General features: G+C 66.9%; 23 protein-coding genes. 8 read left to right on the top strand and 15 right to left on the bottom strand.

Annotation, left to right across the window (positions count from 1 at the left end):
* Positions 1-4: 4 nt before the first annotated feature.
* Genes E1263_RS05665 through E1263_RS05655 form a run of 3 tightly spaced genes read left to right on the top strand, consistent with a single transcriptional unit; the run spans position 5 to position 3,770 of the window.
* Complete coding sequence (locus E1263_RS05665) at positions 5-1,444, top strand: polysaccharide lyase 6 family protein (RefSeq protein WP_132166092.1); 1,440 nt, start codon at positions 5-7, stop codon at positions 1,442-1,444.
* Positions 1,441-2,307, top strand: coding sequence for an AraC family transcriptional regulator (locus E1263_RS05660; RefSeq protein WP_132166091.1), 867 nt, complete (start codon positions 1,441-1,443; stop codon positions 2,305-2,307). The genes E1263_RS05665 and E1263_RS05660 overlap by 4 nt, the downstream gene beginning before the upstream one ends.
* A gap of 11 nt (positions 2,308-2,318) precedes the next feature.
* Complete coding sequence (locus tag E1263_RS05655; protein WP_132166089.1) at positions 2,319-3,770, top strand: polysaccharide lyase 6 family protein; 1,452 nt, start codon at positions 2,319-2,321, stop codon at positions 3,768-3,770.
* 22 nt (positions 3,771-3,792) lie between these two features.
* Here the strand turns inward: E1263_RS05655 and E1263_RS05650 are convergent, their stop codons facing one another.
* The 7 genes from E1263_RS05650 to E1263_RS05620 all read right to left on the bottom strand — a co-directional run bounded on the left by E1263_RS05650 (position 3,793) and on the right by E1263_RS05620 (position 10,099).
* On the bottom strand, positions 3,793-4,446 hold the full coding sequence (locus tag E1263_RS05650; protein ID WP_165956491.1) for a DUF4241 domain-containing protein: 654 nt from the start codon (positions 4,444-4,446) through the stop codon (positions 3,793-3,795).
* A gap of 31 nt (positions 4,447-4,477) precedes the next feature.
* The gene (locus E1263_RS05645) at positions 4,478-5,119 is read right to left on the bottom strand and encodes an SMI1/KNR4 family protein (protein WP_165956490.1); all 642 of its coding nucleotides are present in this window, start codon (positions 5,117-5,119) and stop codon (positions 4,478-4,480) included.
* A 49-nt stretch (positions 5,120-5,168) separates the two neighbouring features.
* Positions 5,169-5,969 carry a hypothetical protein gene (locus tag E1263_RS05640; protein ID WP_132166083.1) on the bottom strand — a complete coding sequence of 267 codons (801 nt, stop codon included), beginning with the start codon at positions 5,967-5,969 and terminating at the stop codon, positions 5,169-5,171.
* A gap of 73 nt (positions 5,970-6,042) precedes the next feature.
* Positions 6,043-6,930 carry a hypothetical protein gene (locus tag E1263_RS05635; RefSeq protein ID WP_132166081.1) on the bottom strand — a complete coding sequence of 296 codons (888 nt, stop codon included), beginning with the start codon at positions 6,928-6,930 and terminating at the stop codon, positions 6,043-6,045.
* A gap of 280 nt (positions 6,931-7,210) precedes the next feature.
* Positions 7,211-8,584: an MFS transporter gene (locus E1263_RS05630; protein WP_132166079.1), complete on the bottom strand. Its 1,374-nt coding sequence runs from the start codon at positions 8,582-8,584 to the stop codon at positions 7,211-7,213.
* Between the two features lie 41 nt (positions 8,585-8,625).
* Positions 8,626-9,303, bottom strand: a complete 678-nt coding sequence (locus E1263_RS05625; RefSeq protein ID WP_132166077.1) for a hypothetical protein — start codon at positions 9,301-9,303, stop codon at positions 8,626-8,628.
* 43 nt (positions 9,304-9,346) lie between these two features.
* Entirely contained in the window at positions 9,347-10,099 is a 753-nt protein-coding gene (locus tag E1263_RS05620; protein WP_202868729.1) for a glycerophosphodiester phosphodiesterase family protein, read from the bottom strand.
* Positions 10,100-10,125: 26 nt separating this feature from the next.
* Between E1263_RS05620 and E1263_RS05615 the strand changes: the two genes are divergently transcribed.
* Together E1263_RS05615 and E1263_RS05610 are read left to right on the top strand one after the other, a co-directional pair.
* Positions 10,126-11,247: an aminotransferase class V-fold PLP-dependent enzyme gene (locus tag E1263_RS05615; protein WP_238161088.1), complete on the top strand. Its 1,122-nt coding sequence runs from the start codon at positions 10,126-10,128 to the stop codon at positions 11,245-11,247.
* Positions 11,244-11,864: a class I SAM-dependent methyltransferase gene (locus E1263_RS05610; RefSeq protein WP_132166073.1), complete on the top strand. Its 621-nt coding sequence runs from the start codon at positions 11,244-11,246 to the stop codon at positions 11,862-11,864. Before E1263_RS05615 ends, E1263_RS05610 begins: the two co-directional genes overlap by 4 nt.
* 8 nt (positions 11,865-11,872) lie before the next feature.
* Here the strand turns inward: E1263_RS05610 and E1263_RS05605 are convergent, their stop codons facing one another.
* The gene (locus E1263_RS05605; RefSeq protein ID WP_132166071.1) at positions 11,873-12,664 is read right to left on the bottom strand and encodes an SDR family NAD(P)-dependent oxidoreductase; all 792 of its coding nucleotides are present in this window, start codon (positions 12,662-12,664) and stop codon (positions 11,873-11,875) included.
* Between the two features lie 100 nt (positions 12,665-12,764).
* On the opposite strand from E1263_RS05605, the gene E1263_RS05600 reads away from it, so the two are divergent.
* The gene (locus tag E1263_RS05600; RefSeq protein ID WP_132166069.1) at positions 12,765-13,631 is read left to right on the top strand and encodes a helix-turn-helix domain-containing protein; all 867 of its coding nucleotides are present in this window, start codon (positions 12,765-12,767) and stop codon (positions 13,629-13,631) included.
* On the opposite strand, the gene E1263_RS05595 is transcribed toward E1263_RS05600, so the two are convergent.
* The 4 genes from E1263_RS05595 to E1263_RS05580 are packed head-to-tail and all read right to left on the bottom strand — an operon-like array spanning position 13,611 to position 19,434.
* Complete coding sequence (locus tag E1263_RS05595; RefSeq protein WP_132166067.1) at positions 13,611-14,462, bottom strand: carbohydrate ABC transporter permease; 852 nt, start codon at positions 14,460-14,462, stop codon at positions 13,611-13,613. The genes E1263_RS05600 and E1263_RS05595 overlap by 21 nt on opposite strands.
* Positions 14,459-15,322: a carbohydrate ABC transporter permease gene (locus tag E1263_RS05590; protein ID WP_132166065.1), complete on the bottom strand. Its 864-nt coding sequence runs from the start codon at positions 15,320-15,322 to the stop codon at positions 14,459-14,461. The genes E1263_RS05595 and E1263_RS05590 overlap by 4 nt, the downstream gene beginning before the upstream one ends.
* Entirely contained in the window at positions 15,316-16,653 is a 1,338-nt protein-coding gene (locus E1263_RS05585) for an ABC transporter substrate-binding protein (protein WP_132166063.1), read from the bottom strand. The genes E1263_RS05590 and E1263_RS05585 overlap by 7 nt, the downstream gene beginning before the upstream one ends.
* Before the next feature lie 27 nt (positions 16,654-16,680).
* Entirely contained in the window at positions 16,681-19,434 is a 2,754-nt protein-coding gene (locus E1263_RS05580) for an alpha-L-rhamnosidase (protein WP_132166062.1), read from the bottom strand.
* 120 nt (positions 19,435-19,554) lie between these two features.
* Between E1263_RS05580 and E1263_RS05575 the strand changes: the two genes are divergently transcribed.
* Positions 19,555-20,451, top strand: coding sequence for a helix-turn-helix transcriptional regulator (locus E1263_RS05575; protein ID WP_132166060.1), 897 nt, complete (start codon positions 19,555-19,557; stop codon positions 20,449-20,451).
* Here the strand turns inward: E1263_RS05575 and E1263_RS05570 are convergent.
* On the bottom strand, positions 20,417-21,118 hold the full coding sequence (locus E1263_RS05570; protein WP_132166058.1) for a TetR/AcrR family transcriptional regulator: 702 nt from the start codon (positions 21,116-21,118) through the stop codon (positions 20,417-20,419). The two genes, E1263_RS05575 and E1263_RS05570, sit on opposite strands and share 35 nt — an antisense overlap.
* A 90-nt stretch (positions 21,119-21,208) precedes the next feature.
* Here E1263_RS05570 and E1263_RS05565 point away from each other — a divergent pair, with 90 nt between their 5' ends.
* Complete coding sequence (locus E1263_RS05565) at positions 21,209-22,456, top strand: FAD-dependent monooxygenase (protein ID WP_132166056.1); 1,248 nt, start codon at positions 21,209-21,211, stop codon at positions 22,454-22,456.
* Here E1263_RS05565 and E1263_RS05560 read toward each other — a convergent pair.
* Together E1263_RS05560 and E1263_RS05555 are read right to left on the bottom strand one after the other, a co-directional pair.
* Positions 22,375-22,836, bottom strand: coding sequence for a PGPGW domain-containing protein (locus E1263_RS05560; RefSeq protein ID WP_132166054.1), 462 nt, complete (start codon positions 22,834-22,836; stop codon positions 22,375-22,377). The genes E1263_RS05565 and E1263_RS05560 overlap by 82 nt on opposite strands.
* Before the next feature lie 69 nt (positions 22,837-22,905).
* On the bottom strand, positions 22,906-24,938 hold a 2,033-nt coding region (locus E1263_RS05555; protein WP_132166052.1), incomplete at its 5' end, for a peptidoglycan DD-metalloendopeptidase family protein.

Raw genomic sequence — 24,938 nt, 5'->3', positions numbered from 1 at the left:
GTTCATGAACCGCCGTACATTTCTGGCCACTGCCACTGCTGGAGTTGCTTTGACTGCGTCCATTTCTGGCGCCGCTGTCCGCCCTGCAGCGGCGATGACCCTGGACCGCCGGCACGTCCGCTCGCTCGACGAACTCCGCCGAGCCCTCGGTACGGCGGTGCCGGGCACCGTGATTACCGTTGCCGACGGCATCTACCAGGTACCGGCCGGCCAGCCGATCGCGATCACCGGACTCCGCGGCCGCCCGCACCGGCCGATCGTCATCCGAGCCGAGTCGACCGGTGGCGTCGTACTGACTGGTGAGCAGAGCTTCGTGCTCACCGGCTCGTCCGACATCACGCTGCAGGGATTCGCGTTCCGGCAGAGCACGACGTTCGAACTGTCGGCCGACAACCGCCGGATCCGGCTCACCCGCAACGACTTCCAGCTGGCCGACATCGCCGGGGTGCACTGGGCGATGATCCGGGCCGACCACACGACGCTGGACCACAACGCCTTCCACGGGAAGACGACGCTCGGGATCTATCTCGGCATCGAAGGCGCCGGGACCGACCAGATGGCGCAGGGTGTGCATGTCTACCGCAATCATTTCAGCGACCACAGCTTTCCTGGTGACAATGGCGGTGAGCCGATTCGGCTGGGCGTTAGCCCGCGGGCGCTGTCGACGGCGGGCGCGATCATCGAGTCGAACCTGTTCGAGCGCGCCAACGGCGACCCCGAGGCGATCTCGGTCAAGTCGTCGGGCAACGTGATCCGGCACAACACGATCCGCAACAGCCTCGGCGGGATCGTGCTGCGGCACGGCAACGGCAACCGGGTCGAGGGCAACTACCTGCTCGCCGGCCAGAACGGCATCCGGATCTACGGCAACGACCACCAGATCGTGAACAACTACATCTCCGATATCGCTGGGACCGCGGTCGTCCTGGGCAGCGGTAGCGTCCGCGACCACTTCCCGGGGGAGGCGCCGACCTCGCGCACCGGTAACGATGCGCCGGACGGCGTCCAGATCGCGCTGAACACGATTCTGGACTGCGACAACGCGGTCGCCGGTGAGAGTAAGCGGACCCTGCCGCCGCTCGGTTGCACGATCACCGACAATCTCCTGATGGGCGATCGAGGGCAACTGATGAACATGCCGTTCCAGGACGGCGTCACCTGGTCGGGCAACCTGCACTGGGGCGCGGCTACCGACGGGAACGCGCCGGCCGGTGGATTCCGCCGAGCTGATCCGCGACTCGTGGCAGGGCCGGATGGGATTCGGCGGCTTGCCAAGGGAAGCCCGGCGATCAACGCGGCCACCCGCAGCTACCCCGATATCGACACCGACCTCGACGGCGATCGCCGTACCGGGCGGGCCGATGTGGGCGCCGACGAGTACTCTCGCCGGCCCAACTGCCGCCGTCCGCTGACCGCGGGCGACGTTGGACCGCACGCGTCATGACTACTCCCGACGTCACGACCGCCGCCTTGCCGAGCCAGCGTGAGGAGGAGCTGATCCGGACGCATCTGGATCGGCTCCGGCTGGATCTCGTGGTCGCGGCCCGGATCACCAAGGTGCATCGGGAGTGGTCGCGCGCGTTGCTGCCCGATCCGTTCTCGCGGCTCTACCTGATCCTCGAGGGTGAGGGCCGGCTGGTGGTGGGGGATCAGGAGTTCTTTCCGAAGCCGGGGGAGCTGTGTTACCTGCCGGCCGAGGTCCCGGTCTCGTACGAGACGATCAGCGCGAACGTGTTCCGCAAGCACTGGCTGCACTTCTCGGCGCTGATCGGTGACCGTGACATTGGCGAGGTACTGACGCTGCCGAACATCGTGCAGAGCAAGTCGCCGGACGAAGCGGCGGTTCTGTTCGAGCAGGTCGGTGCCGCAGACCGCGACCCGCCCGGGCTTGCGACACCGCTGCGGGTCCGGTCGGCGCTGACCGCGCTGTTCGCGCACTACCTGGACAGCGCACCGCCCGGATCGGTCCGGCTCGCCCAGCAGTCGACGAGCGAGACCAGCGTCGTGCGGTACATCCAGGAGAACCTCGACAACGCGCTGACCGTCGAGGTTCTCGCGGCGCACTTCGGTCAGGACCTCGCCACCTTCGTACGGCGGTTCCGGACCGAGTTCGGGTTGTCGCCGAAGCAGTACATCAAGCGCACCCGGATCGAATGGGCCCAGCGCGAACTCACCACCACGAACCGCCCGATGGAGGAGATCGCCGCCGCGGTCGGGATGGACCAGTCCTACTTCTCGAAGGTCTTCCGTCAAGTCAGCTCGGTGACCCCGAGCGAGTACCGAAAGCTGTACCGCCCACGCAGTTGAGGAGACACGGAATGAAACGTCGTACCCTTCTGGCCGGAGCTGTCGGCGCCATCGGCGCCACGGCCGTCGCCGTCAGAGCCGCGGACGCTCGTGAGTCCGCCGTAGTGACATCACTGTCCCAGCTCCAGTCCGCCATCAACTCCGCGACCGCGGGTACGACGATCACGCTGGCCAACGGCTCGTACGCCGTCGGGTCCAGCGGCATCACGGTCACCGGCCGCAACGGCACCACCACTTCGCCGATCACGATCCAGGCCGAGACCAAGGGTGGAGTGACGCTGACCGGGTCGAAGAGTTTCGTGTTCTCGAACTCGTCGAACATCACCATCAGCGGGTTCATCTTCAAGCAGACCGCGACGCTGGATCTCGCGGCGTCCGCTAGCCGAATTCGGTTGACGCGGAATGAGTTCGCGCTCGGATCGGCGGCCAGCCACTCGGTCGTCGTACGGGGTGATGACGTCAAGATCGACCGGAACCTCTTCCGGGACAAGACCACCGTCGGGGTGTACCTGGTGATCGACGGACCGGCCAACAATGACCCGCAGAACGAAACCATCGCGAAGCGCACCTACATCCTGCGCAACCACTTCCGTGACCACAGCTTCAGCGGCAAGAACGGTGGTGAGTCGATCCGGCTCGGTGTCAGCAGCCGCGCCCTCGCCGACGCCGATGCGACGGTCGAGTACAACCTGTTCGAGCGCGCGAACGGCGACCCCGAAGCGATCTCGGTGAAGTCGTCGGGCAACACCATCCGCTACAACACCGTCCGCTCGTCGTTCGGCGGCATCGTGCTGCGGCACGGCAACGGCAACCGGGTCGAGAGCAACTACATCCTGTCCGGCAACAACGGCATCCGGATCTACGGCAACGACCACCTGATCGTGAACAACTACGTCGACAGCGTCCACGGCACCGACGGCTCCACCAGCGCGGGCATCATCCTCGGCAGCGGCTCCGAGCGCGACCACACCCCCGGCGAGTCCGAGACCGACCGCAAGGGCAACGACGCCCCGGACCGCGTCGTCATCGTCCTCAACACCGTGCGCAACAGCGACAAGGGCATCGCCGGCGAAAGCAACCGCACCGTCCAGCCGCTCAGCTGTCAGATTCGCGACAACCTGCTGGTCGGTACCAGCGGCAACCTCACCGACCTGCCGTACCAGTCCGGCGTCACCTTCTCCGGCAACATCCTCTGGGGCTCAGCCTCCAACGGCACCATCCCGTCCGGCGGCTTCACCCGAGCCGACCCGAAGCTCACCGCAGGCACCGACGGCGTCTACCGCCTGGGTAGCGGCAGCGCCGCCATCAACGCGGTGAGCGCGAACCACTCAAGCCGTGTCACCGACGACCTGGACGGCCAAGCCCGCACCGCGCCATACGACGTCGGTGCCGACGAGTACTCGACCGCCGCCCCGGTCCGCCGCCCGCTGACGTCGGCCGATGTAGGCCCGAACGCCGCCTAGTAGACCCTGGCGCCGACCGTGTTCACCCATGTCCGCGGTCGGCGCCAGTGCTGTGGGACAGCAACTCCAAATCGACGAGAATCTCCGCGACCTGCCTATCGGAATTCAGCCCGAGCCAGACCTCGTATACCCCGTCACCCATACCGCACTCATAGACGATGGCATTAAACCCGGTCGCTTGATCTTCAACCAAGACATAATGGTCGCGCAGGAGCAGGTCGGAAATCTCGTCGTACCAGTCGTCTGCAGCCTGCCGCGCGGTAAGCCAGTCTTTCGCGGAAAAGTCGAAGAAACTCGCCGTTCCGCTATCCACTGCGAAGCCGAGAATCGCGCCGTCATCGGATCCCGACGGAAAAGCGGGCACCCATTGAGTCACTGGATCATTCGAGACGTGAAGCTTGGCGACACAGACCTTGCTCCGCGGAACAACACCGGACGCGGGCGTTTGCTGCCAGACCGACACCAGGAGAGAGACCGGGTAACTTCCGGGCGGCACGTTCGCCGCTACCGCATCCGATTCTTCCAGCGGATTGATCGACCAGGCAGGATCGGCAGCGACAACCGCGCCGGTCAGAAAATGCACCACACCTGCAGAAATGATCTCTGTTTCACTGTGCGATCCGCTTGACCATGAGTATCGGTCTCCCGCCCGGAACGGAAAATCATAACCTGTCACGGCGCGACCTCCATAGCTAGCCAGGAAACGGTCAAGTCAGCGGACCAGTGCGCAGAGCTTGCTCCTTCAGAAACTCGAGGAAGGAACCTTCAGCATGCTTCAAGAAGACGCCGTCCGCTTCGTTCACAACTTCGACCCGCCCGGCCTCCGCTACGACAAATTCCATAAGTGCGCCTAAGGACACCGAAAGGACGATCTTGACCTCCTGATCCCGGCCGAAAGTTATCACCTGGCCGGCATTGCCACTCGGTCCCGGCGTCATGTCGATGCCGATATAGTTCGCCGCCATCTCTTCGCGCCAGACCGGGATCCATCCGGGCGATGAATACGTGTGCAGGATGGAGCCTTCGGGCACCGATCGTGCGGACTCGCTGAAGACGGCGAATTCATGAGGTGCCGCCCGGAGGCGAACGTCCTCCCATACCTGCCACTCTCTTGCCGTCTGCGCCGGGCCCAGAAAGTCGAACCCGGGAAGAACGCCGACGCCCTCATCAATGGTCGTTTGACCTCCACAGACACTCCACAGAGCGCGGAGCTCGTCGGGCAGCGACTGCTTCACGCTCCGCTCACAGTCGGCAATCTCAACCTCGGCCGCCGGTCCGACCAGCTCCGCGTGGAGAAGGTCGGAGGCCGAGGACAGCCAATGCTCATAGCGGTACCAGGAGTCAGCCAACCGACCGCTGTCTCCATCTCCCGTCCACCGACGTAGGCCCGAACGCCACTTAATCGGTCGTCGCCCTTCCAAAAGCCGCCAAAATGCTGGTACCGAATGCAGCCGCATCCCGCCAGTCCGGTACCAGCACCGGTTCCTCCGGCGAGTGGCTGATGTGTGAGGTCCCATAGCTCGACTTGTGGATGGTGTAGAGCAATGCCTCGTACGAGTCCGGGCCACCTTCCAGCGCGATCTCAAGTGACTCCCGGTAGAAGGTCGTCCAGTCGATGCCACCCGCGAAGGCGAGAAACCTTTCCGGCTCGTGCCGCAGTTCGTCGTCGTACCCGGTCGAGTAGGAACTCAACGCCTTCGCCAACGCCACTCCCATTTCGTAGGCCCCAGCCTCCGACGGCATCCTGGCGAAAGGCTCGGTCGTAGCGATCCCGCTCCGGTCCGCCAGGTACCGGCCGGAATGCCAGAGGAACTCACCCCGGAAGAGATACCCAGCCATCATCACGACCGCCTCGGGCTCGGGCTCGTCCGGCCCGAACCCCCCAACCTGCTGCCGCCAGGACGTTCCCACCCTCCGATCCAGACTCGTCCTCAGCAACGGACCAGCCAACTCCTGCGTCGCCCGCGCCCGCCCATCCGACGACAGCGCAGCCCACCCGACATGCTGGTCCACGATCTCCCGGAGCACCTCATCGGAGCTCCCCAGCCCAAGCTCGGCAAGCTCGAAGCAGTCCGCGAGCACAGCCCGGTCGCCAGCCTTCACCGCGTCCGTGAAGATGTGATCGACGAACACCTCGGGGATCAGCAGATCTGCCGTGACGGCCGGCGGATGATTCTGCACACGAACTTCCCAGACCATGGCCAGATAGTCGGGAAACCGCTGCTCCAGGTAGCCAGGAAGCGATCGGCACGTCAGCGGTTCCCCCAGGTGCTCACTCAAGCTCAGTCCAGCCCGTCGTCGACGAACGCCGAAGAGCCGCGAGAACGGCGGCGCCCAGTTCTTCGGGCTGGTGCCAGTTGGCGGCGGCGGGTTGATCCATCGGCTGACTGACGAAGAGATCACCTCGCTGTTCCCCTTCATGGGCCCACACGCGGACGTCGCCGCCGAGCGAGCGGATCTCGACCGTCACGATCAGCGACCCGGTGTACAGCGTCCGCCAGTCGACCTGCGCGAACTTCAGGAACTCGTCTAACTGCTGCTGAACCTCGGAAGTGTCCGCCGCGAGCTCCGACAACAACCCGGCGACCGCCTCACCGATTGTGACCGGCCGGACTTCGACCGGGAGCCGCGCGAACGGTCTGGACGTCGGATACGTGCTCTCGACGGCGTCGTACCGTCTGCCATGCGCGAGCAACTGACCGCGGAAGCTGTAGATTGCGAGCGAGGCACCGTGCGGCAACTCCTCGACCGGCTCATCCAGCCAGTCGGTCTTGGTTCGCCACGTGGCATCCCCGTAGTGATCGTCGATCGCACTCGCGAGCAACGGCCCTGCCATCAACTGACTCGCCCGCGCCCGAGCCGCCGTCTGCCACACAGCGTTCGGTGCCCCGTGCAACACCGCATCCCTGAGATCGTTGTCCGCACTGGCCAGCAATACTTCTACCGCCGCGAACCAGCGCCCGAGTTGTTCATCGTCCCCGGACCCGACAGCATCGTCGAGGGCGTGCCCAGTGAGCACATTCCTGGTCAGGTCATGTGCCACCAACCAATCACCTGCCACGCCCGGCCGGACGCCCTCGTCGACCTTGTCCCGACGCTGCGGAAATGTCTGCCGCAAAAAATCGGGATAACTGGCACAGGTCACCTGCTCGAAATTCACGGGAGCTTTCCTCACGAAACGGGTGGTTGACAATTGAATACGTTGGGTGTCGAGTCACCCCGGCTTGGCTAAGCGGCTCGGGGTTGACCCCTCAGGTGGTGGGTTGCACCGTCAGATTCCGAGGAGGCAACCCACCAACTCAGGGGTTGACCCCTGAGACGTTTCGAGGCCGGCTGCAGGTGGAGCGGCGAGCGACCAGCCCGCCGTACCGGATCGGACACATCCGACCGGCGCCCGACCTGCGTCCGCCTGGTGTCCGACCGTGGCGGGAGCGGGAGGGTCAGACCATGGTGGGTTGGGTGTTGCCGGCTTCGTCGATGCCTCGGCGCATGTCTACGCGGCTGAGGAGGATGAGGCCGACCAGGAAGAACAGGCCTAGGGCGACGATGGCTGGGCGGTAGGAGCCAGTGATTTGGTGGACCAGGCCGAAGACGAGGGTGCCTAGCCAGGAGGTGCCGCGTTCGCCGGCTTGGTAGAGGGAGAAGTACTCGGCCTCGCGGCCCTTCGGGATGAGCTGGCTGAAGGCTGAGCGGGACAGGGCTTGGGTGCCGCCTAGGACGATGCCGATTGCGGCGCCCATTGCCAGGAACGGGAGGATCTGGCCGGCGGGGAGCATGAAGCCGGCGATCACGATGAGCATCCAGACGACGAGGCCGCCCATGATCGTGCGCTGGGTGCCGAACCTGCGGGCGAAGCGGCCGAAGGCTAGGGCTCCGAAGAAGGCGATGAACTGGACGAGCAGGATCGTCATGATCAGGACTTGCGTCTCGAAGCCGAGCTGCTTCTCGCCGTACGTCGAGGAGACCGAGATGACGGTCTGGATCCCGTCGTTGAAGAACAGATACGCGACCAGGAACAGCAGCGTCACCGGGTACGCGCGGATGTGGGTGAGCGTCGCGGCCAGTTGCCCGAAGCTCTGCCGGATGATGTTCCCGCTACGAACCTGTACGACGTTCGTCGGCGGCCGGTTGCGTAGTCGCACGAACGGGACGAACGTGAACGCGCCCCACCACAAGCCCGCGCTCAGCAGACTGAGCCGGACGGCGGTTCCCTGGCTGAGGCCGAGGGCATCGTGCGCGGTGACGACGCCGAGGTTGATCGCGAGCAGGATGAAGCCACCGAGGTACCCGAAGGCCCAGGCGCGTGACGAGACGTCGTCGCGGGCGTCCGGTGGCGCGATGTCGATCAGGATCGAGTCGTAGACGACCAGCGACGACCCGAGACACAGGTTGCCGATGAACAGCAGGAGCGCGCCGAGCTGCCAGCTCCCGCCCTCCACGAACACCATGCACGACGCCGCCAGCGCACCGGCCCACGCGAAGCCGCACATCAGCAGCTTCTTGCGTTCGAGCCGGTCCGCGATCGCACCGACGATCGGCAGGAAGAACGCCGAGAACAGCGTCGCGACGGTGACGACGTAGAAGGCGAGCGAGCCGGGGGAGATCCCCAGCCCCAGGACTTCGAGATTCGTGTGACACGGCTTGTCCGACGTACCGACGTAGCCGCACGCAGCGGTTTCGGCGACCGAGGTCAGGTACGGCGCGAACAGCACCGTGCCGACTGTCGTGACGTAGCCGGAGTTGGCCCAGTCGTAGAGGCTGAAGCCCCAGTACTCCCGCTTGTCGACTCCGGCGGGGGCGGAGAGAAGTCCCATGCGCAGAGTGTGGCAGCTCAGAGGGACTAAAGGGCGTCTTGTCAGGAACCTGTTATCGCCGCGTCGGCCGCCGCCAGCCCAGCCATCAACTTCTCCTGCGCACCCGGCTCCCACGGCCCCGACGACGTCAACGGGATGTCCGCCATGAACCGCCGCTCCGGCTCAGGAATCCGCGCGACCACGAGCTGCGGGTCCTCGGCCGCCGTACGGTAAAGCTCCGGGCCCGCCGCTGAGAACACATCGGCGATCACCAGCCGCCCGTCCGCGGTGCGCATCACGTTGTCCGGGTTGACGTCCAGCGGCCCACACCATGGCAGTTCCGCCTGCGCCCGCTCGTGCACGCGGCGGATGACCTCAGCAACCTCAGCCACCTCCGGTGCGCGCTCCGCGATCGCCCGATGAAACGCGACCGCCTCCGGCTCCGGTACGGCGCTCAACCACTCCATCACCGACAAGTCGCCACCCCCGGCCAACCGCCGATGCACAAACAATCGCGGTACCTGCCGAGTGTGAGCCGCCTGCCGATAGATCTCCGCGACGTACGGCCCCGCAGGATCAAACGGACTAATCCGTACGGCGCGCTGCCCGTCCGGCGACCGCAGCGCAAACGCCCAATCGCCAACCCCGCATGGAGTCCACCCCGCCGCCAGAAACGCCCGCTCGGCGTCCCGGTAGTCGGCGTCAGCCCCCACCAACGCGTCGACCTCGTCCACCGTCATACCGCCGGACCCTAGCTGCGGGACCGGCGCGGCCGCCTCTGAATTACGACCACTGACCTCGTTCGACCAATACGTCGCGGAGGAGGTCAGTGCGGTCGGTGATGAGGCCGTCTACGCCCGCGTCGAGGAGGCGGCGCATCTCGGCGGGGTCATCGACGGTCCAGACGTGGATCTGTTTGCCGGCGGATTTGGCGCGGTCGATCAGGCCGGGGGTGAGGACACGGAGGGCCTTGAACTTCTCGGGGATCTGCAGGCACCCACCCGCGGACGGGAGCGCGATCGGCAGGAACCGCATCAGCACGATCTCGAGGTCGCCGTAGCCGGTGCACAGGCTCGGGCCGAGGAGCTTGCGGATGCGACGGACGCGGGACTGGGAGAACGACGAGACGCAGATCCGGTCGATCGCGTTCGCCGCGCGCAGTACGTCGGCCGCCGGCGCGAGGCCGCCTTCGGCTTTGATATCGAGGTTGAAGCGGATCTCGGGGAAGTGTTCGAGCAGTTCGTCCAGCCGGGGGATGGGCTCGTGGCCGTTGATCCGCGCCTTGCTCACCTCCGACCAGGGCAGCTCGGCGATCACCCCGGTACGGTCGGTGACCCGGTCCAGGACGTCGTCGTGGAACGCGACCACCACGCCGTCGCTGGTCGCGTGCAGGTCGGTTTCCAGGTAGCGGTAGCCGAGGCCGACGGCGTGCTCGAAGGCGTGCAGCGAGTTCTCGTAGCCGATCAGGTCCGGGTGCTTGGCGCCGCCACGGTGCGCCATGGCGATCGGACCGTCGTGGTCGAGGTAGGGGTACACGTCAGGAATTATGTACCGTTTGGCTGGTGACGGTACTCAGCCCCCGCCCAGACCTGTGGACCCTCGACCCTGACGTGGTGCATCTCAACCACGGTTCGTGGGGCGCGGTCCCACGCCGCACCCAGGAGGTCTTGGCCTCGCTGCGGGCCGAGGCCGAGGCGAACCCGATGGTGTGGTTCCGCTCCGTCCCCGAGCGCCTGACCGCCGCGCGCCTCGAGCTCGCAGCGTTCCTCGAGGCGGATCCGGCCGGCTTCGCCCTCGTCCCGAACGCGAGCGCCGGCATCACCGCTGCCTTCGCGACCGTGCCGATCAGCAGCCACATCGTCACCACAAGCCACGTGTACGGCGCCTCGCGTTTCGCCGCCGAACGGGTCGCCCGCGCCAGCGGCGCCGAGCTGCGCGTAGTCGACCTGCCCATGCAGGCGGACGACGCCACGATCGTCGCGCTGATCGAACCGCAGCTGACCGGCGCCTGCGCGCTCCTCGTCGACCACGTCAGCGCCGCGACCGGCACGATCCTGCCGATCGCCCGGCTCGTCGAGCTCGCCCACACGTACGACGTACCGGTGATCGTGGACGGTGCGCATGCGCCCGCGCTCATCGATGCGCCGACCGGCGATGGCGCCGACTTCTGGACCGGCAACTTCCACAAGTGGCCGTCCGCTCCGCGCGCCACGGCCGGGCTGGTCGTCGCCGAGAAGTGGCGGACGGCGGCGTACCCGCTGATCACTTCGTGGTCGGAGTACGACGAGCGGCTCCCGGAGCGCTTCGACATGCAGGGCACGCAGGACTACGCGGCGTGGATCGCGGCCCCCGAGTCGCTGCGCGTCCTGGCCGACCTGGAATGGTCCGTACGGCGCCCGCAGATCACCGCGATGCTCGAAGAAGGTGCTCGGTTGGTCGCCAAAGCACTCGGTACGTCGGTGGGTGAGGTAGCGAACCCGGCCCCGACGCTGCGTCTGGTCGAGCTGCCGATATTTGTCGCCGACGCCGAGCCTTTCAAGCAACACCTGTCGCGTGAGCTGCAGATCGAGATCACTCTGACCGGCTTCGAAGGCCGCTCCTTCATCCGGCTCTCGGCGCATGCCTACAACACCCCGGAGTGCTACCAAAAACTGTCGGAGGGCCTTCCTAGAGTTCTCGCATGAACGACATCGAGGGCTCCTACAACGCCGCTGCTGCCGACTACCACTCCATGCTGAAAGACCTTGTCGGCAAGGGTGTTGCCGAGCGCTTGATGCTCATGTACTTCACCGAGGTCGTGCCGCCTGGACCGATCGGTGATCTCGGCTGCGGCACCGGCCGGGTGACTGCGTACCTGGCGGCGGCCGGTGTCGACGCGTTCGGCGTCGACCTCACACCCGGCATGATCGATGTCGCCCGCGAGAGCTATCCCGATCTCCGGTTCGAGGTCGGCTCGATCTTCGGCCTCGACCTCAAGGACGGCGAACTGGCCGGTGCGCTGCTGTGGTACTCGCTGGTCCACACACCGACCGAGGAGCTCCCGGCCGCCTTCGCCGAGGCCTTCCGGGTGCTGCAGCCCGGCGGTCACCTCGTGCACGGATTCAAGGTCGGCAGCGGCAGCTACCACGTCGCCAGCGCCTACGGGCACGACGTTGACCTCGAGGTGTTCTTGCAGGATCCGGCCGTCGTGGCGACGCTCCTGGCCCAAGCCGGTTTCGAGGAGGTCGCCACCCTGACCCACGCTCCGGAGTGGGGCGAGAAGCAGCCGCAGGCGTACTTGCTGGTCCGCAGACCGGCGTGATCAGGACGTCAGCTCATGCGGGTGGCGGTGATGCCGCCGTCGACGTAAAGGGTGACGCCATGGACCATTGCCGCGTCGTCGGACGCTAGGTAGAGGACGCCTTTGGCGATGTCTTCGGGCCGGATCACGGTCCCGGCGGGCGTTGCGGCAGTGATGGCGTCGAGCCCCGCGCGGGCGTATTCGTTGCCAGGTGTGAGGGTCACGCCAGGTGCGACGGTGTTCACACGGACACCGCGGGGTCCGTATTCGGCGGCCCAACTGCGGGTGAGCTGCTCGTCGGCCGCCTTCGTGGCGGTGTACATGGCGGCGAACGGGCTGCCGACCTGCGCCATCCAGGAGCCGATGGTGACGATCACTCCGGTGCCGCGCGTCGCCATCGCGGGCGCCAGGGCACCGACCAGGACGTGCGGTGCACGGATGTTGACCGCAAGCATCGCGTCGAGGTCGTCGTCGGGCAGGTCCTCGGTGCTGGTCGCGGGATAGATACCTGCGTTGTTGACGAGGATATCGACCCGGCCTCCGAGCACGGCCGTCGTTTCCGCGGCGAAGGCGCGGATTTGCGCGTAGGTGCCGGCGAGGTCGGCCTCGACGACGTCCGCGCGGCCGCCGGCCGCCCGGATCTCCTTGGCGACGGAGTCGCCTCGAGCCGTGTCCCGGCCGCTGATCACGACGTGGGCACCCTCGGAGGCCAGGATGCCGGCGATGGCGGCTCCGATACCGCTGGTGGATCCGGTGACGAGTGCTGTGCGGCCCGCCAGGCGGCTGGTGGAGGGGATGACAGTGGTAGCCGAAGAGTTCATGAGTCCTTCTTAGGCCGCGACCCGGAGTCGAACCAGGTCAGGACGAGCCTGGTCACGCCATGACCACCCAGGACCTCTCGGGTCTGGCTACCCTGGGGTGATGCCACCGGACCGCGCCGCACTGGGACAGTTCTTGCGCTCCCGCCGCGACAGGCTCAGCCCGGCCCAGGCCGGTCTCACGGCGTTTCCAGGTGCGAGACGGGTACCGGGCCTGCGCCGCGAGGAGCTGGCGATGCTGGCCGGGCTGAGCCCTGACTACTACAGCCGTCTCGAGCAGGGACGTCAGGCGAACATCTCCGATGAGGTGCTCGACTCGCTCGCGCGGGCGCTGCGGCTGGACGAGACCGAGCACGCTCACCTGCGCGATCTCGCTGCGCCGACCTCGCGTCGTCGCCGGCCCGGGCCGGACGTCCCGCAGCGGCCCGACCCCGGCCTGCTTCGGTTGATGACCATGCTCGACCACGTGCCGGTGCTGTTGCTCGGGCGTCGTGGTGAAGTCCTGGCACGCAACGCGCTGCTGCCGGCTGTGCTCGGGCGGCCGCTGGAGCCGGGGACATCCTTCTTCCGGTTCCTGTTCCAGGATCCGGTCGCCCGGACGCGCATCGTCAACTGGTCGGACTTCGCCTCCGTCTCGGTCGCCGCAATGCGCCGGGAAACCGGCCGGCGCCCGCATGACCGGCAGTTGGTGGCGCTCATCGACGAGCTGCGCGCCACGGACTGCGATGTCGCCCGCTGGTGGGACGATCATGCGGTCCGCGACTACGCCTCGGTAGCCAAGTACATCCAGCATCCCGATGCCGGGCCCCTGCGATTCGACATCGAGATCGTGGCCTCACCACAGGAACCGGATCAGACCCTCGTCGTGTACACCGCCGAGCCCGGTTCGGCGACAGCTCGCATGCTGCCCATCCTCGCCAGCTGGGACGCCGGTATCTCGATCGACATTTCAGCCTTTGACCGCTCCTGAGGTCATTCCGGCGACGATCTGCCGGTTGAAGAAGAGGAACATGATCAGCGGCGGAATCGTGATCAGCAGGATGTTCATGAACAGCAGGTTGTACTGCGTCGAGTACTGGCTGGAGAAGTTGTAGAGCGTCAGTTGCACTGTCGCGTTCTTGTCACCGGGCAGGAAGTACAGCGGATTGACGAAGTCGTTGAACACCGCCACCGACTGCACCACCACAACCGTCACCACCACCGACCGCAGCAGCGGGAAGATCACCCCGAAGAACAACCGCAGCGGCCCCGCCCCGTCGATGATGGCCGCCTCGTCGAGCTCCCGCGGGATCGTCGACACGAACGCCCGGAACAACAGAATGCAGAACGACAACCCGAACGCGATCTCGATCAGGATCAGCCCGGGCATCGTCCGGAACAACCCGAATTTCTGCAGCACCCAGATCGTCGGTACGACGGCCGGCGGGATGATGAGTCCGGCCAGCACCAGGAAGTTGATGAACCCGTTCCAGCGACTCTTGCGTCGCTGCAGCACGAACCCGGCCATCGCTGCCAGCACGACCATGCCGGTCACACTGGCCACGGTCAGGATGGTCGAGTTGATGAACGCGATCACCAGCATGTAGTCGCGGGCCTGGACCACCTCGATGAAGTTCTGCACGAACCGGAACTGGTGCGGCCACGAGAAGTCCAGCAGCGCGGACTGCTGCCGGTCCTTCACCGCCGTCAGCACGATGAACGCGAACGGCACCAGGAACACCACCACCGAGGCGACAATCGCCACCGCGCTCAGCGCGAGCTTGCGACCAGACCGGTGGTTGACCAACTCCGCCGTACTCACATCTCCACCTCCCGCCGGTTCAGGAACCAAGACAGCGGCAGGATGACCGCGGTAACGACGACGAACAGTACGACGTTCCCTGCCGTCGACAGCCCGTAGAAGCCGGCTTGGTACTGCTTGTAGATCACCGACGCGATCACGTCCGAGGTGAACCCGGGCCCGCCGCGCGTCATTGCCCAGATCAGGTCGAACGACCGCAGCCCGCCGATCAGCGACAAGATGATCACTGTCACGGTCGCCGGCCGGGACAGCGGTAGCACGATCCGCCGGAAGGTCTCCCACGAACTAGCGCCGTCGACGCGCGCAGCCTCGACGTACTCGCGGGGAATCGAGACGATGCCGGCGATGTAGATCAGGGTGGCCAGGCCGACGCCCTTCCAGACGTCGACCGCGGCCACCGACAGCAGCGCCCATTTCGGATCGGTCAGCCAGCCCGGGCCGTCGATGCCGATCACGCTCAGCGCGCCGTTGATCAGTCCGCGCTCGGGGTTCATCAGCACGGTGAAGGTCAGCCCGACCCCGATCGTCGAGACCAGGACCGGGAAGAACACCACCGAGCGAAGGTAGCCGCGGGCAACGATCTGCGACGTGAGCAGGACCGCGAGCAGCAGCCCGAGCACCACCTTCGACCCGGACGTGACGAACGCGTAGATGAGCGTGTTGACGAAGCCCTTGACCAGCGCCGGCTCCTGGAAGAACAACTTGAAGTTGTCCAGCCCGATGAACTTCGACTCGAACAGGCTCCACCGGGTCAGGCTGAAGTAGAGCGAGGCGAACGTCGGGACCAGGAACAGCACGCCGTAGATCAGGGCGGTCGGCAGGTAGAACCAGTTCGAGTAGGGGCGGTACACCCTCACCATCCCGCCAGTCCCAGCTGCTGGGCTTGCTTCTTCACGTCCTCGTCGTACCGGGCGGCACCGTCCTTGGCCTTCCGGATTCCCGAACCGACCTCCACGGTGATCTGCTCCAGCGACGGGCCCTTGACCGGTGAGACGAACTCCAGCGCGAGGCTCGATCCGCCCGGCTTGTCCAGATACGGCTGCATGTCCTTGATCGCCTGCGGTACGTCGTCCGGCAACGTGCACCCCTTCACGGCGTACGGGCCGGTCGGGGGCGCGGCCTTCGACAGCGAGGCGCATCCGTCGGGGCTGGCGAAGAAGGCGAGGAACTTCTTCGCCGCTTCGAGCTTGTCGCCGGTCGTGGTCTTCGGGATGTAGTTGCCGCCCGGCGTCCAGACGGTCAGGCCGTTCTTGCTCGCGTCGTCACCAGGCAACGCGAACAGGCCGACCTTCGAGGCCGCGTCCGGGTAGGTGTCGACCATGTTCGCGATCACCCCGGACAGCATCGGGTAGTGCGCACCCTTGCCCTGGGCAAGCATCCGCAGGCCGTCGGGGAGTTTGGCCGAGGCGAAGTCGGTGTTCTCGTAGCCGGCGTCGTGCACGGCCTGGGTGTGCTCGAACCCCTTCACCGCGGCCGCCGACGTCGCGTACTTCGCCTGGTTCTTGGTGTAGCGATCGGCGAAGTCGGGCTCGGCCGCGGCCACGTTGTGGAAGTCGCCGAGCACGAACAGCTGCGAGGTCCAGGTCTCGCCGTACGTCTGGATCACCGGTGCGACCCCACCGGCCGCCTTGATCTTGGCGTTGTTGGCCATGAACTCGGCCCAGGTCGTCGGGACCTTGAGCCCGAGCTTGGTGTAGACGGGGATGCTGTAGAGCACCCCGCCGCCCATGAAACCGCCGCCCGGTACGCCGTACACCTGGCCGTCGGCGGTCACCGTCTTGGTGAAGTTCTCGTCGAGATCCTTCACGTACGGCTGGTCGCCGAGCGGGACCAGGTTCTTCTGCGGCGCGATCGCCTGGAACAGCGAGCCGGTGTTGTAGTTGAACACCTCCGGCATGTCGCCGGTCGACAGCCGGGTCTTCACCAGGTTGTCGCCCTCGGTCCCGGCCGGCCGGGTCTCGGTCTTCACCGTGATCCCGGCGTTCTTCGCCGTGAAGTCCTTGACGATCTGATTGGCCGTCTTGATGTCCTGGTCCTGGTTGCCGATCAGGTAGGTGATCGTGACCGTGCTTGCTCCTGGGCCCCCGCCCGAGTCGTCACTGGAACCGAGACTGCCCGCGCTGCACGCGGTCAGGGCAAGGGTGCCGGCCGCAAGTACGGCGAGTCCTCGCATGTCTGGGCGGAACGTCATCATGACCTCCTAGGGGATGGTTCGTGCTCAGTGGTTGAGGAGGGCTTCCAGGGCGGCGCGCATCGCGCCGGAGTCGCCGGCCACCTCCTTCAGCCGGGTCGCGGGCTGGTTCAGGTACGGCGCGAGCCGGTTGGCGAGCTCAGCGTCGTCGGCTGCGAAACCGCTCTCTTGCGCTCCCGCGACGACGGCGTTCCAGCTCGGTTCGTGGTCGATGACCTGCCGCACGGTCGGCGACGAGTCGAGCTCCGGAGCCTCGATATCGGCGGCCGTCCACTCGTGCGTGCCGTGGCAGACCTCGACCGGCCCGTCAGATCCCGGTACGACGACCTGCGCCCGGGCGCCGACCGGAACGGTCACGGAGAGCGCGATCTCACCGTTGCTGCGGGACCACGAGACCGCGGCCTCGCCGTACGGGGTGAGGTGTTTGGCGGAGGCGCTGGTGAGGTGGCTTGAGATCAGCGGATCGACGACGAGAGAGCGGTATCCCGGCTCTCCCGGCGCGAGGCCCGCAACGCGGCGGTGCATCCAGTCGGCGACCGCGCCCAGGGCGTAGTGGTTGAACGAGGTCATCTCGCCGGGGTTGATGCTGCCGTCGGGGAGCATGCTGTCGTAGCGCTCCCAGACGGTGGTCGCGCCCATCGTCACGGCGTACAGCCAGGACGGGCAGTGCGTCTGCAGCAGCAGCCGGTAGGCGACGTCCGGGTAGCCGGCGTCGGTGAGCGCGTCCGCGATCAGCGGCGTACCGACGAAGCCGGTGCTGATCCGGAAGGCCGCTGAGCGGACGAGATCAGCGAGCCGCGCACCGGCTCGCTCGCGCTGGTCGTCGTCGGGAAGCAGTGCCCACTGCAGAGCGAGCGCGTACGCCGTTGGTGCGTCGCTGAGGACTCGACCGCCTTCGGTCACGTACTCGTTGGCGAAGGCCTGCCGGACCCGAGCGGCCAGATCGCGGTAGTCGGCGGCGAGATCGCGCTCTCCGACGATCTCGGCGGCCTGGGCGACCACCTCGGCCGAGCGAGCCAGATGCGCGGTGGCGATCACATCAGGGTTGGCCTGCGCCTTGGCCGCGTTCTCTGGGGGAGCGGTCGGGTCGAGCCAGTCGCCGAACTGGAACCCACCCGCCCACAACAGGTCGTCCCCGGCCAAGGCAGCCATCTTGTCGACCCACGCCCGCATGCTCGGTAGTTGACGGGCGAGCAGCCCGGCGTCACCGGTCCGGCTGTAGACCACCCAGGGCACGATCGTTGCCGCGTCACCCCAAGCGGCTGTCGCCGGCTCGGCGTTGCGCAGCACATCCGGAATGACGAACGGCACCGAACCGTCCTTGTGCTGCTCGGCCGCCAGGTCCGCCAGCCAGTTGGTGAGGAACCCGGCCGTGTCGAACAGGAACGTCGCGGTGGGGGAGAAGACCTGAATGTCTCCGGTCCACCCGAGCCGCTCATCACGCTGCGGACAGTCGGTCGGCACGTCGACGAAGTTGCCGCGCATGCCCCACACCACGTTCTCGTGGAACTTGTTCAGCAGCTCATGCGACGAGTCGAACCACCCCGTGCGCCGGAGATCGCTCCCGACGACGACCGCGGTCAGGTCCTCGAGGCGAAGATCCGGTACGCCGGTCACTTCGGCGTACCGGAAACCGTGGAAGGTGAGCTCGGAGTCGAGCACGACCTCCTCCGGCCCGGCGAGCACATACGAGTCGGTCGCCTTCGCTGTGCGCAGTGGACGGACGCCGAGCTCGCCGTTCTCCAGTACCTCGGCATGCCGGATGACGACCTCATCCCCGGCCACGCCACCGCGGACAGTCAGCTGGACGCGGCCGACCAGGTTCTGGCCGAAATCGACGAGTGTCTTGCCGGTGGGAGAACTGGAGAGCGCTCTCGCCGCGACTCTCTCGGTGATCTGGACCGGCGGTCCGTCGGGTGCGACCAGGAGGCCGAGATCGGCGTCGATCACGTCCACCGGCTGTGCGGATCCCGGCGATCGCCGCAGGTCGGTGACCTGGCCGTCGTACAGGTCGTCGGCCAAGATCGCGCTCTCTCGCGCGTTCCAGGTCTCGTCGGTGCCGAACGTGTGCACCTCACCGTCGCCGGTGGTGACCTCGAGCTGCGCCAGAACAGCGAGGCGATCGCCATAGACCGCTTTCTGGTCCCGGAAGCCGAGCCGGCCGCGGTGCCAGCCGTTGCCGACCAGGAACTCGAGGTCGTTGGCCCCGGCATGGACGAGGTCAGTCACGTCATAGGTCTGATAGCGAAGACGCTGCTGGTACGTCGTCCAGCCCGGAGCCAGCTCGTCGTCACCGACCCGGCTGCCGTTCAGCTCCGGCACGTAGATGCCGTGGGCAGTCGCGTACAACCGCGCCTTCACGATGTCGCCCGGCAGGTCGAGAGCAGCGGAGAGCAGGGGAGCGGGCGACCCGTGCGGGTTCTCGAGCGGGCTGATGAAACGTGCGGTCCAGTCGTCGGGGCTGAGCAGCCCGACCTCGACGACCGCGGATTCACTCCACGCACTCCAGTCGCCATCAGCACGAACGCGGACCCGCACCCGGGCCTGAGCGCGCGAGGCCAGTGGCTCACCAGGCCACGGGACCAGCACCTGCTCGGCGGACTCGACGGTGAACGACTGCGTCGTCGTACTGGTGATTTCTACTTCGTACGCCGACTGGAGATAAGAGTCGGGTGCGGTGGCGACCTGCCACGACAGGCGGGGCGTAGCGGTACCAAGGACGGGGGCCGCATCAGTGCGGTGTTCGAAGCGGATGCTGCTCGGTGCGGCGAGGTTCGGCATGGGGCTCCAACCGTTGCGAATGAAACGATTCAGGGCCAGCTTGCTGCGCGACGGCGCCGAGCAATAGTCCGGAGTGCACGAGTCCTAGCACGAAATGAACCTTGGCCCCTATCGTGAGGCATGGTCGACGAGCCGGTACGGACAGAAGGCACGCTGCTGCACTTCGTCGACGGCACGATCGTGTACGCCGGACCCCACGTGCACGTCGATTCCCACCCCGTGCACACGCACAGCTTCTTCGAGGTCGCGCTCGTTCTCAGCGGCGAAGGCGTGCACCACAGCCAGGCCGGCCGGCAACGGCTGACCGCCGGTGATGCGGTCCTGCTGCGACCCGGCGTGTGGCACGAATACGAGGACTGCGACGACCTCGAGATCTACAACTGCTGTTTCTCAGCAGACCTGGTACGGCGTGAGCTCGCCTGGACCCGCGAGGATCCGCTGCTCGGGTATCTGCTGTGGACCGGCCCGTTCTCCGCGCAGCGTCGCGGCGTGCTCAGCACTCATCTCGACGAGGAATCATTCGCCGAGGCGCGACGCCATCTCGACGGACTGCGCTCGCTGCGCGACCAGCCGATCGGGCTGCATCGCGGCGAACTGATCGGCTGGCTGTCGCTGTACCTGAGCTGCTTGGCCCGCGCGGTGGCCGAGCGCGACGACCTCCGCACGCAGGCGCATCCCGCCGTACTGGATGCGATGCGGTTGCTCGAAGCAGACCCGGCGCGGCAGTGGACCCTGACCGACCTGGCCCGCGCGCTGCACCTCGCGCCGGGCTACCTGGTCCGCATCTTCAAGTCGGCCACCGGCCTGCCGCCGATGGCCTACCTGTCCCGGCATCGCGTCGAGCTGGCCGCCGTGCAACTGCTGAATACGGACCTGCCGGTGAGCCGGATCGGCGAGTCTGTCGGTTGGCCTGACCAGAACTACTTCGCCCGCCGCTTCAAGTCGCACTTCGGGTTGAGCGCCAGCACCTACCGGCAACGTTTCAATACCCCGAAGCTGAGCCCTTCCGGCTCGTGATCAGCAGTTCGAGCCCGTCGAGGATGCGCTCCAGCCCGAACTGAAGCCCCTGGTTGTCGGGCTCGGCGGTCTGCAGCGCCGTCGCCAGGCTGGGGTAGCGGTCGGCGTGGTCCGTCAGCATGGCCGTGAAGGAGCTGAGGAGCGCCTCCTCGGTGAGCCCCGCGCGACCGCCTGGCATCGTCGTGGTCTGCAGGGCGAGTGTCCGGACATGGCCAGTCAGTACGACGATCGTGTCGAGCTGCTCACTGCCACTCAGGCCCGATCCGGTCAGCGCGCGGATGCCGCGATCGATCCAGCTCATCTCGTTGGGGCCGATCGGGCGCTGGCCCACGGTCGACAGCAGCAGCCACGGATGCCGGCTGAACCCGTCATAGAGATCCATTGACCAGGTGTGCAGGGTCTCGCGCCACGGCTGCTCTGGGCGCTCCGGCGGCGTGCCCATTGCGAGGTCGGTCATGACCGCGATCAGCTCGGCCTTGCCGGGCAGGTAGCGGTAGAGCGCCATCTTGGTGACCGGCAGGTCGTCGGCGACCCGCTGCATCGACACCGCGTCCAGGCCTTCGGCATCCGCGATCCGAATCGCGGCTTCGGCGATCCCGGTCAGCGTGACGGCCGGTTTCGGCCCACGGCTCGGCACTGGCGTCGAGCCCCACAGCAACTCGGTCATCCGGGGGAGGTCCTTCCCTGATCGGTTGATCTGTGTCTACCATACACATTATTGTGTCCACCGGACACAGTTAACCGTGAGGAGTGGACGATGAAGATTCTGGTGTCGGGTGCGAGTGTGGCGGGGCCGTCGGCGGCGCTCTGGCTGAGCCGGTCCGGGCATAACGTGACCGTGGTCGAGGTTGCGCCGAAGCTGCGCGAGGGTGGGTACGCCGTGGACTTCCGCGGCGAGGTGAACAAGGCGGTGCTGCGCAAGATGGGCGTCCTCGCCGACCTGCAAGCGCTGCAAACCGGCGGTACGGCGCAGCGATACGTTGACGCGACCGGTCGGCAACTGATGCGGCTCCCGGAGGACTTCGCCGGAGGTGAGCTGGAACTGCTCCGCGCCGACTTGTCCCGGGTCCTGTACGAGCACAGTCGCGAGCGGGCGGCGTACCGGTTCGGTGACTCGATCGCGAGCCTGCAAGAACACGCGGACGGGGTCGACGTTCGGTTCGAGAGCGGCCTCGCGGAGACCTACGACCTGGTGGTCGGTGCGGACGGGATGCATTCGGTGACCCGGCGGCTGGCGTTTCCGGCCGAGCAGGTGACCGAGCATCACCGCGGCTATTACGTGGCCGGCTGGGAGGTGCCGAACCGTCTCGGCGATGAGGGCGACGCGTTGATGTACAACACGCCCGGCCGCCTGATCAGTGTCGGTGTCGATCGGCGCGATCGGACCCTCGGAGGGGTCCTGGCAGTCTTCCGGTCGCCCCAACTGACCTACGACCGGCGTGACAGCGACGAGCAGAAGGCAATCGTCCGGCGAGCCTTCGAGGGGCTGGAGTGGAACGTGCCGTGGCTGCTCGAGGCGTTGCCCGCGGCAACCGAGTGGTACTTCGACGCGATCAGCCGGGTCAACGTCAGCAGCTGGTCGGCCGGGCGGGTGGTGCTCCTCGGCGACGCCGGGTACGGCGCAACCTTCGGGGCAATGGGAACCGGTACGGCGGTCGTCGCGGCGTACGTGCTGGCCGGCGAACTGGCCGCAGCGCACGGCGACCACCGAGTCGCGTTCGCTCGCTACGAGGCTCTGCTGCAGAAATCGGTGCGCAGGACTCAGCGCGGGATGTCAGCCGGAAGCTTCCTCGCACCCGCGTCCCGGCTGGGGCTCGCGGCCCGCAACCGGATCCTCGGCAGCTCGTTCGGGCTGAACTCGATGATGAAGATGGCGCAGAACTTCAGCAACCTGATCGAGCTCCCGAACTATCCCGAGCTGGATCAGTGCAGCAGCGGCAGCTTGTGCAGGAACGACTCCCACGAGTCGGGCAGCCAGCCGGGGACACCGAGGACGGCCATGTAGAGCCAGATCGCGACCACCACGCAGCAGAACAGCGCGATGGTGCCGAGCGTCTTCAGCCAGGCGGGCTGCTTGCCCGTCCAGGCGGTGAGCGCCTTCACCCAGTCCTTGACCTTGTAGAGCAGCCGCTGGGCCCACTCGAACTCGCTGGCCAGGACAGCCAGACCAGCGATGAACAGCGGGATGCCGCCGGGACCGGGCAGCCAACCGGTCAGGGGTGCCGCGATGATCAGCACACCGCCGACCACGCCCACCACGATGCGATAGATCAGGTGCTTCTTCGGATTCGCCCGGATCCGGCGCCGCCACTCCCACCGGTCGTCTTCAGCGTCCAGCGTGATGTTGTGGTCAGTGCGGTCAGGACTCTTGTGCTGCTCGGCCACGTCAACACCCTACGTGCTGACGCGGCCGAAACCCCGGAATTAACCGCTGACTCAGCAACGAAACGCAGGTCAGGCACGCGCGGCGCGACCGAACTCCCAGTGCCATGGCTCTTCGCGGCTGCCGCCCTGCTCGGCCCAGTCCGGGTGCACCCAGCCGAACGCGGGGGCGTTGGCCTTCATCCAGCGGTACTGCGAGGTGCTGAACTTGTCGATGCCACCACACAGGTCGACCGCGACACCCCAGCCGTGGTTCGACGTACCGGGCAATGCCGCCAGGGACGGCTTGCGCGAGTACAGGCTGACCTGCGCCGAGTAGGAGCGGTAGGAGTCGGTGATGCAGAGCTTCTTGCCGAAGGCCTTCTGGTAGGAGCCGGCGAGCTGCAGGTAGGCCGCGGCGGCGTCGCAGCGCAGCATGTGACCGTTGCCGATCGCGCACAGCTTGCTCGACGGGATCTGGCCGTTGCTGTAACCGCCCCAGCCGGTGGTCGCGGAGCCGGTCGCCAGGAACGGCATCGGGTTGACCGGGTCACCGCCGATCCGGACCTCGAAGTGCAGGTGCGGTCCGGTCGAGTTGCCTTCGGTGCCGACTGCGCCGATCCGCTGACCCGCGACCACCTGCTGGCCGTCGGTCACGTTGACCTGGCTGAGGTGGGCATAGAGGGTTTCGAAGCCGTTGCCGTGGTCGATGCGGATCAGGTTGCCGGCCCAGCTCGGGTGCTCGACGCGGATCGTGCCCGACGTGACGGCACGGACCGGCGTACCGATGGCGGCGGGGAAGTCCTGGCCGGTGTGGAATCCGCTCGACCACATCGAGCCGGACTGACCGAACGGCGTACCGATGTCGTAGGTGCCGTCGGCGAGCGGCCACGTCCACGCTCCGCTGCCGACATTGACCGACGTACCGGTGTTGCCGCAGCGGAAGTTGACCGCACTGGAGCCGGCCGTGGGGGAGACCTGGGCCTTGGTCGGCGCGCCGAGGGTCGGCCGGAGCGCGGCCCAGAGGTTCTGCGGGACGGGCATGACGACGACCGAACCCTTCGACTCATCCGAGGCGATCATCTCGTCGTTGTCGAGGGCGATACCGATGTGGACCAGGCCGAGTGACCGGCTGCCCATCAGCAGGAGATCGCCGGGCTGGATCTGCTCCGGCGGGACCTGCTGGTAGCCGGGGTAGACCTTGCTGATCGTGTTCGGAAGCTTCGCGTACGGCGCCCAAGCGGCGCGCGCGGCACCGAGGCAGCCGTACTGATCCGGGCCACCGGCGTCGATCGCGTACGCGCGGCCGACCAGGTTGAAGGCCTGGTTGACTGCGCGGATCGTCTCGGACGAGAGCACGCGGAGGGTCTTGAGGTTGACTGTGACCGAGGCTGCGCCTGGGACCGGCTGACCAGCGGTGACCAGCGGGCTCAGGCCGGCCGGGAGCGCAGCAGGGTTCTTGATCGTGGCGGCGGGCGGCAGGGCGACCTTCGCGGCGGTGAGCTCGGTCAGGTAGGCCTGCCAGCGCAGGAGCGCCTGCTGGTTGCGGGCGAGCTGAAGCTGCTTGGACAACTCAGACGCGCCGTCGAGCTCGGGCAGCTGGTCGATCGCGCGCGAGGCGGCGTCGGCGGCCTTCTGCTTCACGTCGTTGCCGAGCTGCTGGGCCCGCGCGGCGGCTGCCTTGGCTGCGCCACGCTTGCCGGCTGCCTCCGCCTTCGCCTTGTCGGCGATGGCACCGGCGTTCATGGCCTTGTTGTACTGCGAGGTCTGCGTGGTGCCGAGCTGCTGGATCGCGGTCTGCCGGTCGGCGATCTCCTGCAGGTTCTCCGCGACCGGCGCCAGCGACCACAAGATCGACTCGGCACCCAACTGAGTCGGTACGCCGAGTTGGTAGGCCTGCGCGGTGATGACGCCGAGCCGGCGCCGCTCCTCGTCGGCCTTGCCGGTGGAGGTGTTCGCGGCGGCTTCGGCCTTCTTCGCGTCCGCCTCAGCGGTCTCGGCGGACTTCAGCGCGTTCGTGTAGGCGATGGTCGCCTTGGCGAAGTCGGCCTGCAGCGCTGCGGCCTCGGCCTGGAGCTGCTCGAGGGAGCGCTTGACGTCCGTCACGGAGGCGGGCGGGGGTGGTG

The organism is Kribbella antibiotica, from assembly GCF_004349055.1.
Lineage (GTDB): Bacteria > Actinomycetota > Actinomycetes > Propionibacteriales > Kribbellaceae > Kribbella > Kribbella antibiotica.
The sequence above is the reverse complement of the archived record's forward strand: the minus strand, read 5'-3'. Positions and strand labels throughout refer to the sequence as shown.

What these genes read in the sequence shown, in the direction of transcription:
- E1263_RS05665 (WP_132166092.1), top strand. Translation starts at nt 5, where the DNA reads ATGAACCGCCGTACATTTCTGGCCACTGCCACTGCTGGAGTTGCTTTG.
- E1263_RS05660 (WP_132166091.1), top strand. Translation starts at nt 1,441, where the DNA reads ATGACTACTCCCGACGTCACGACCGCCGCCTTGCCGAGCCAGCGTGAG.
- E1263_RS05655 (WP_132166089.1), top strand. Translation starts at nt 2,319, where the DNA reads ATGAAACGTCGTACCCTTCTGGCCGGAGCTGTCGGCGCCATCGGCGCC.
- E1263_RS05640 (WP_132166083.1), bottom strand. Translation starts at nt 5,969, where the DNA reads ATGGTCTGGGAAGTTCGTGTGCAGAATCATCCGCCGGCCGTCACGGCA.
- E1263_RS05630 (WP_132166079.1), bottom strand. Translation starts at nt 8,584, where the DNA reads ATGGGACTTCTCTCCGCCCCCGCCGGAGTCGACAAGCGGGAGTACTGG.
- E1263_RS05625 (WP_132166077.1), bottom strand. Translation starts at nt 9,303, where the DNA reads ATGACGGTGGACGAGGTCGACGCGTTGGTGGGGGCTGACGCCGACTAC.
- E1263_RS05610 (WP_132166073.1), top strand. Translation starts at nt 11,244, where the DNA reads ATGAACGACATCGAGGGCTCCTACAACGCCGCTGCTGCCGACTACCAC.
- E1263_RS05605 (WP_132166071.1), bottom strand. Translation starts at nt 12,664, where the DNA reads ATGAACTCTTCGGCTACCACTGTCATCCCCTCCACCAGCCGCCTGGCG.
- E1263_RS05600 (WP_132166069.1), top strand. Translation starts at nt 12,765, where the DNA reads ATGCCACCGGACCGCGCCGCACTGGGACAGTTCTTGCGCTCCCGCCGC.
- E1263_RS05590 (WP_132166065.1), bottom strand. Translation starts at nt 15,322, where the DNA reads ATGGTGAGGGTGTACCGCCCCTACTCGAACTGGTTCTACCTGCCGACC.
- E1263_RS05585 (WP_132166063.1), bottom strand. Translation starts at nt 16,653, where the DNA reads ATGACGTTCCGCCCAGACATGCGAGGACTCGCCGTACTTGCGGCCGGC.
- E1263_RS05580 (WP_132166062.1), bottom strand. Translation starts at nt 19,434, where the DNA reads ATGCCGAACCTCGCCGCACCGAGCAGCATCCGCTTCGAACACCGCACT.
- E1263_RS05575 (WP_132166060.1), top strand. Translation starts at nt 19,555, where the DNA reads ATGGTCGACGAGCCGGTACGGACAGAAGGCACGCTGCTGCACTTCGTC.
- E1263_RS05570 (WP_132166058.1), bottom strand. Translation starts at nt 21,118, where the DNA reads ATGACCGAGTTGCTGTGGGGCTCGACGCCAGTGCCGAGCCGTGGGCCG.
- E1263_RS05565 (WP_132166056.1), top strand. Translation starts at nt 21,209, where the DNA reads ATGAAGATTCTGGTGTCGGGTGCGAGTGTGGCGGGGCCGTCGGCGGCG.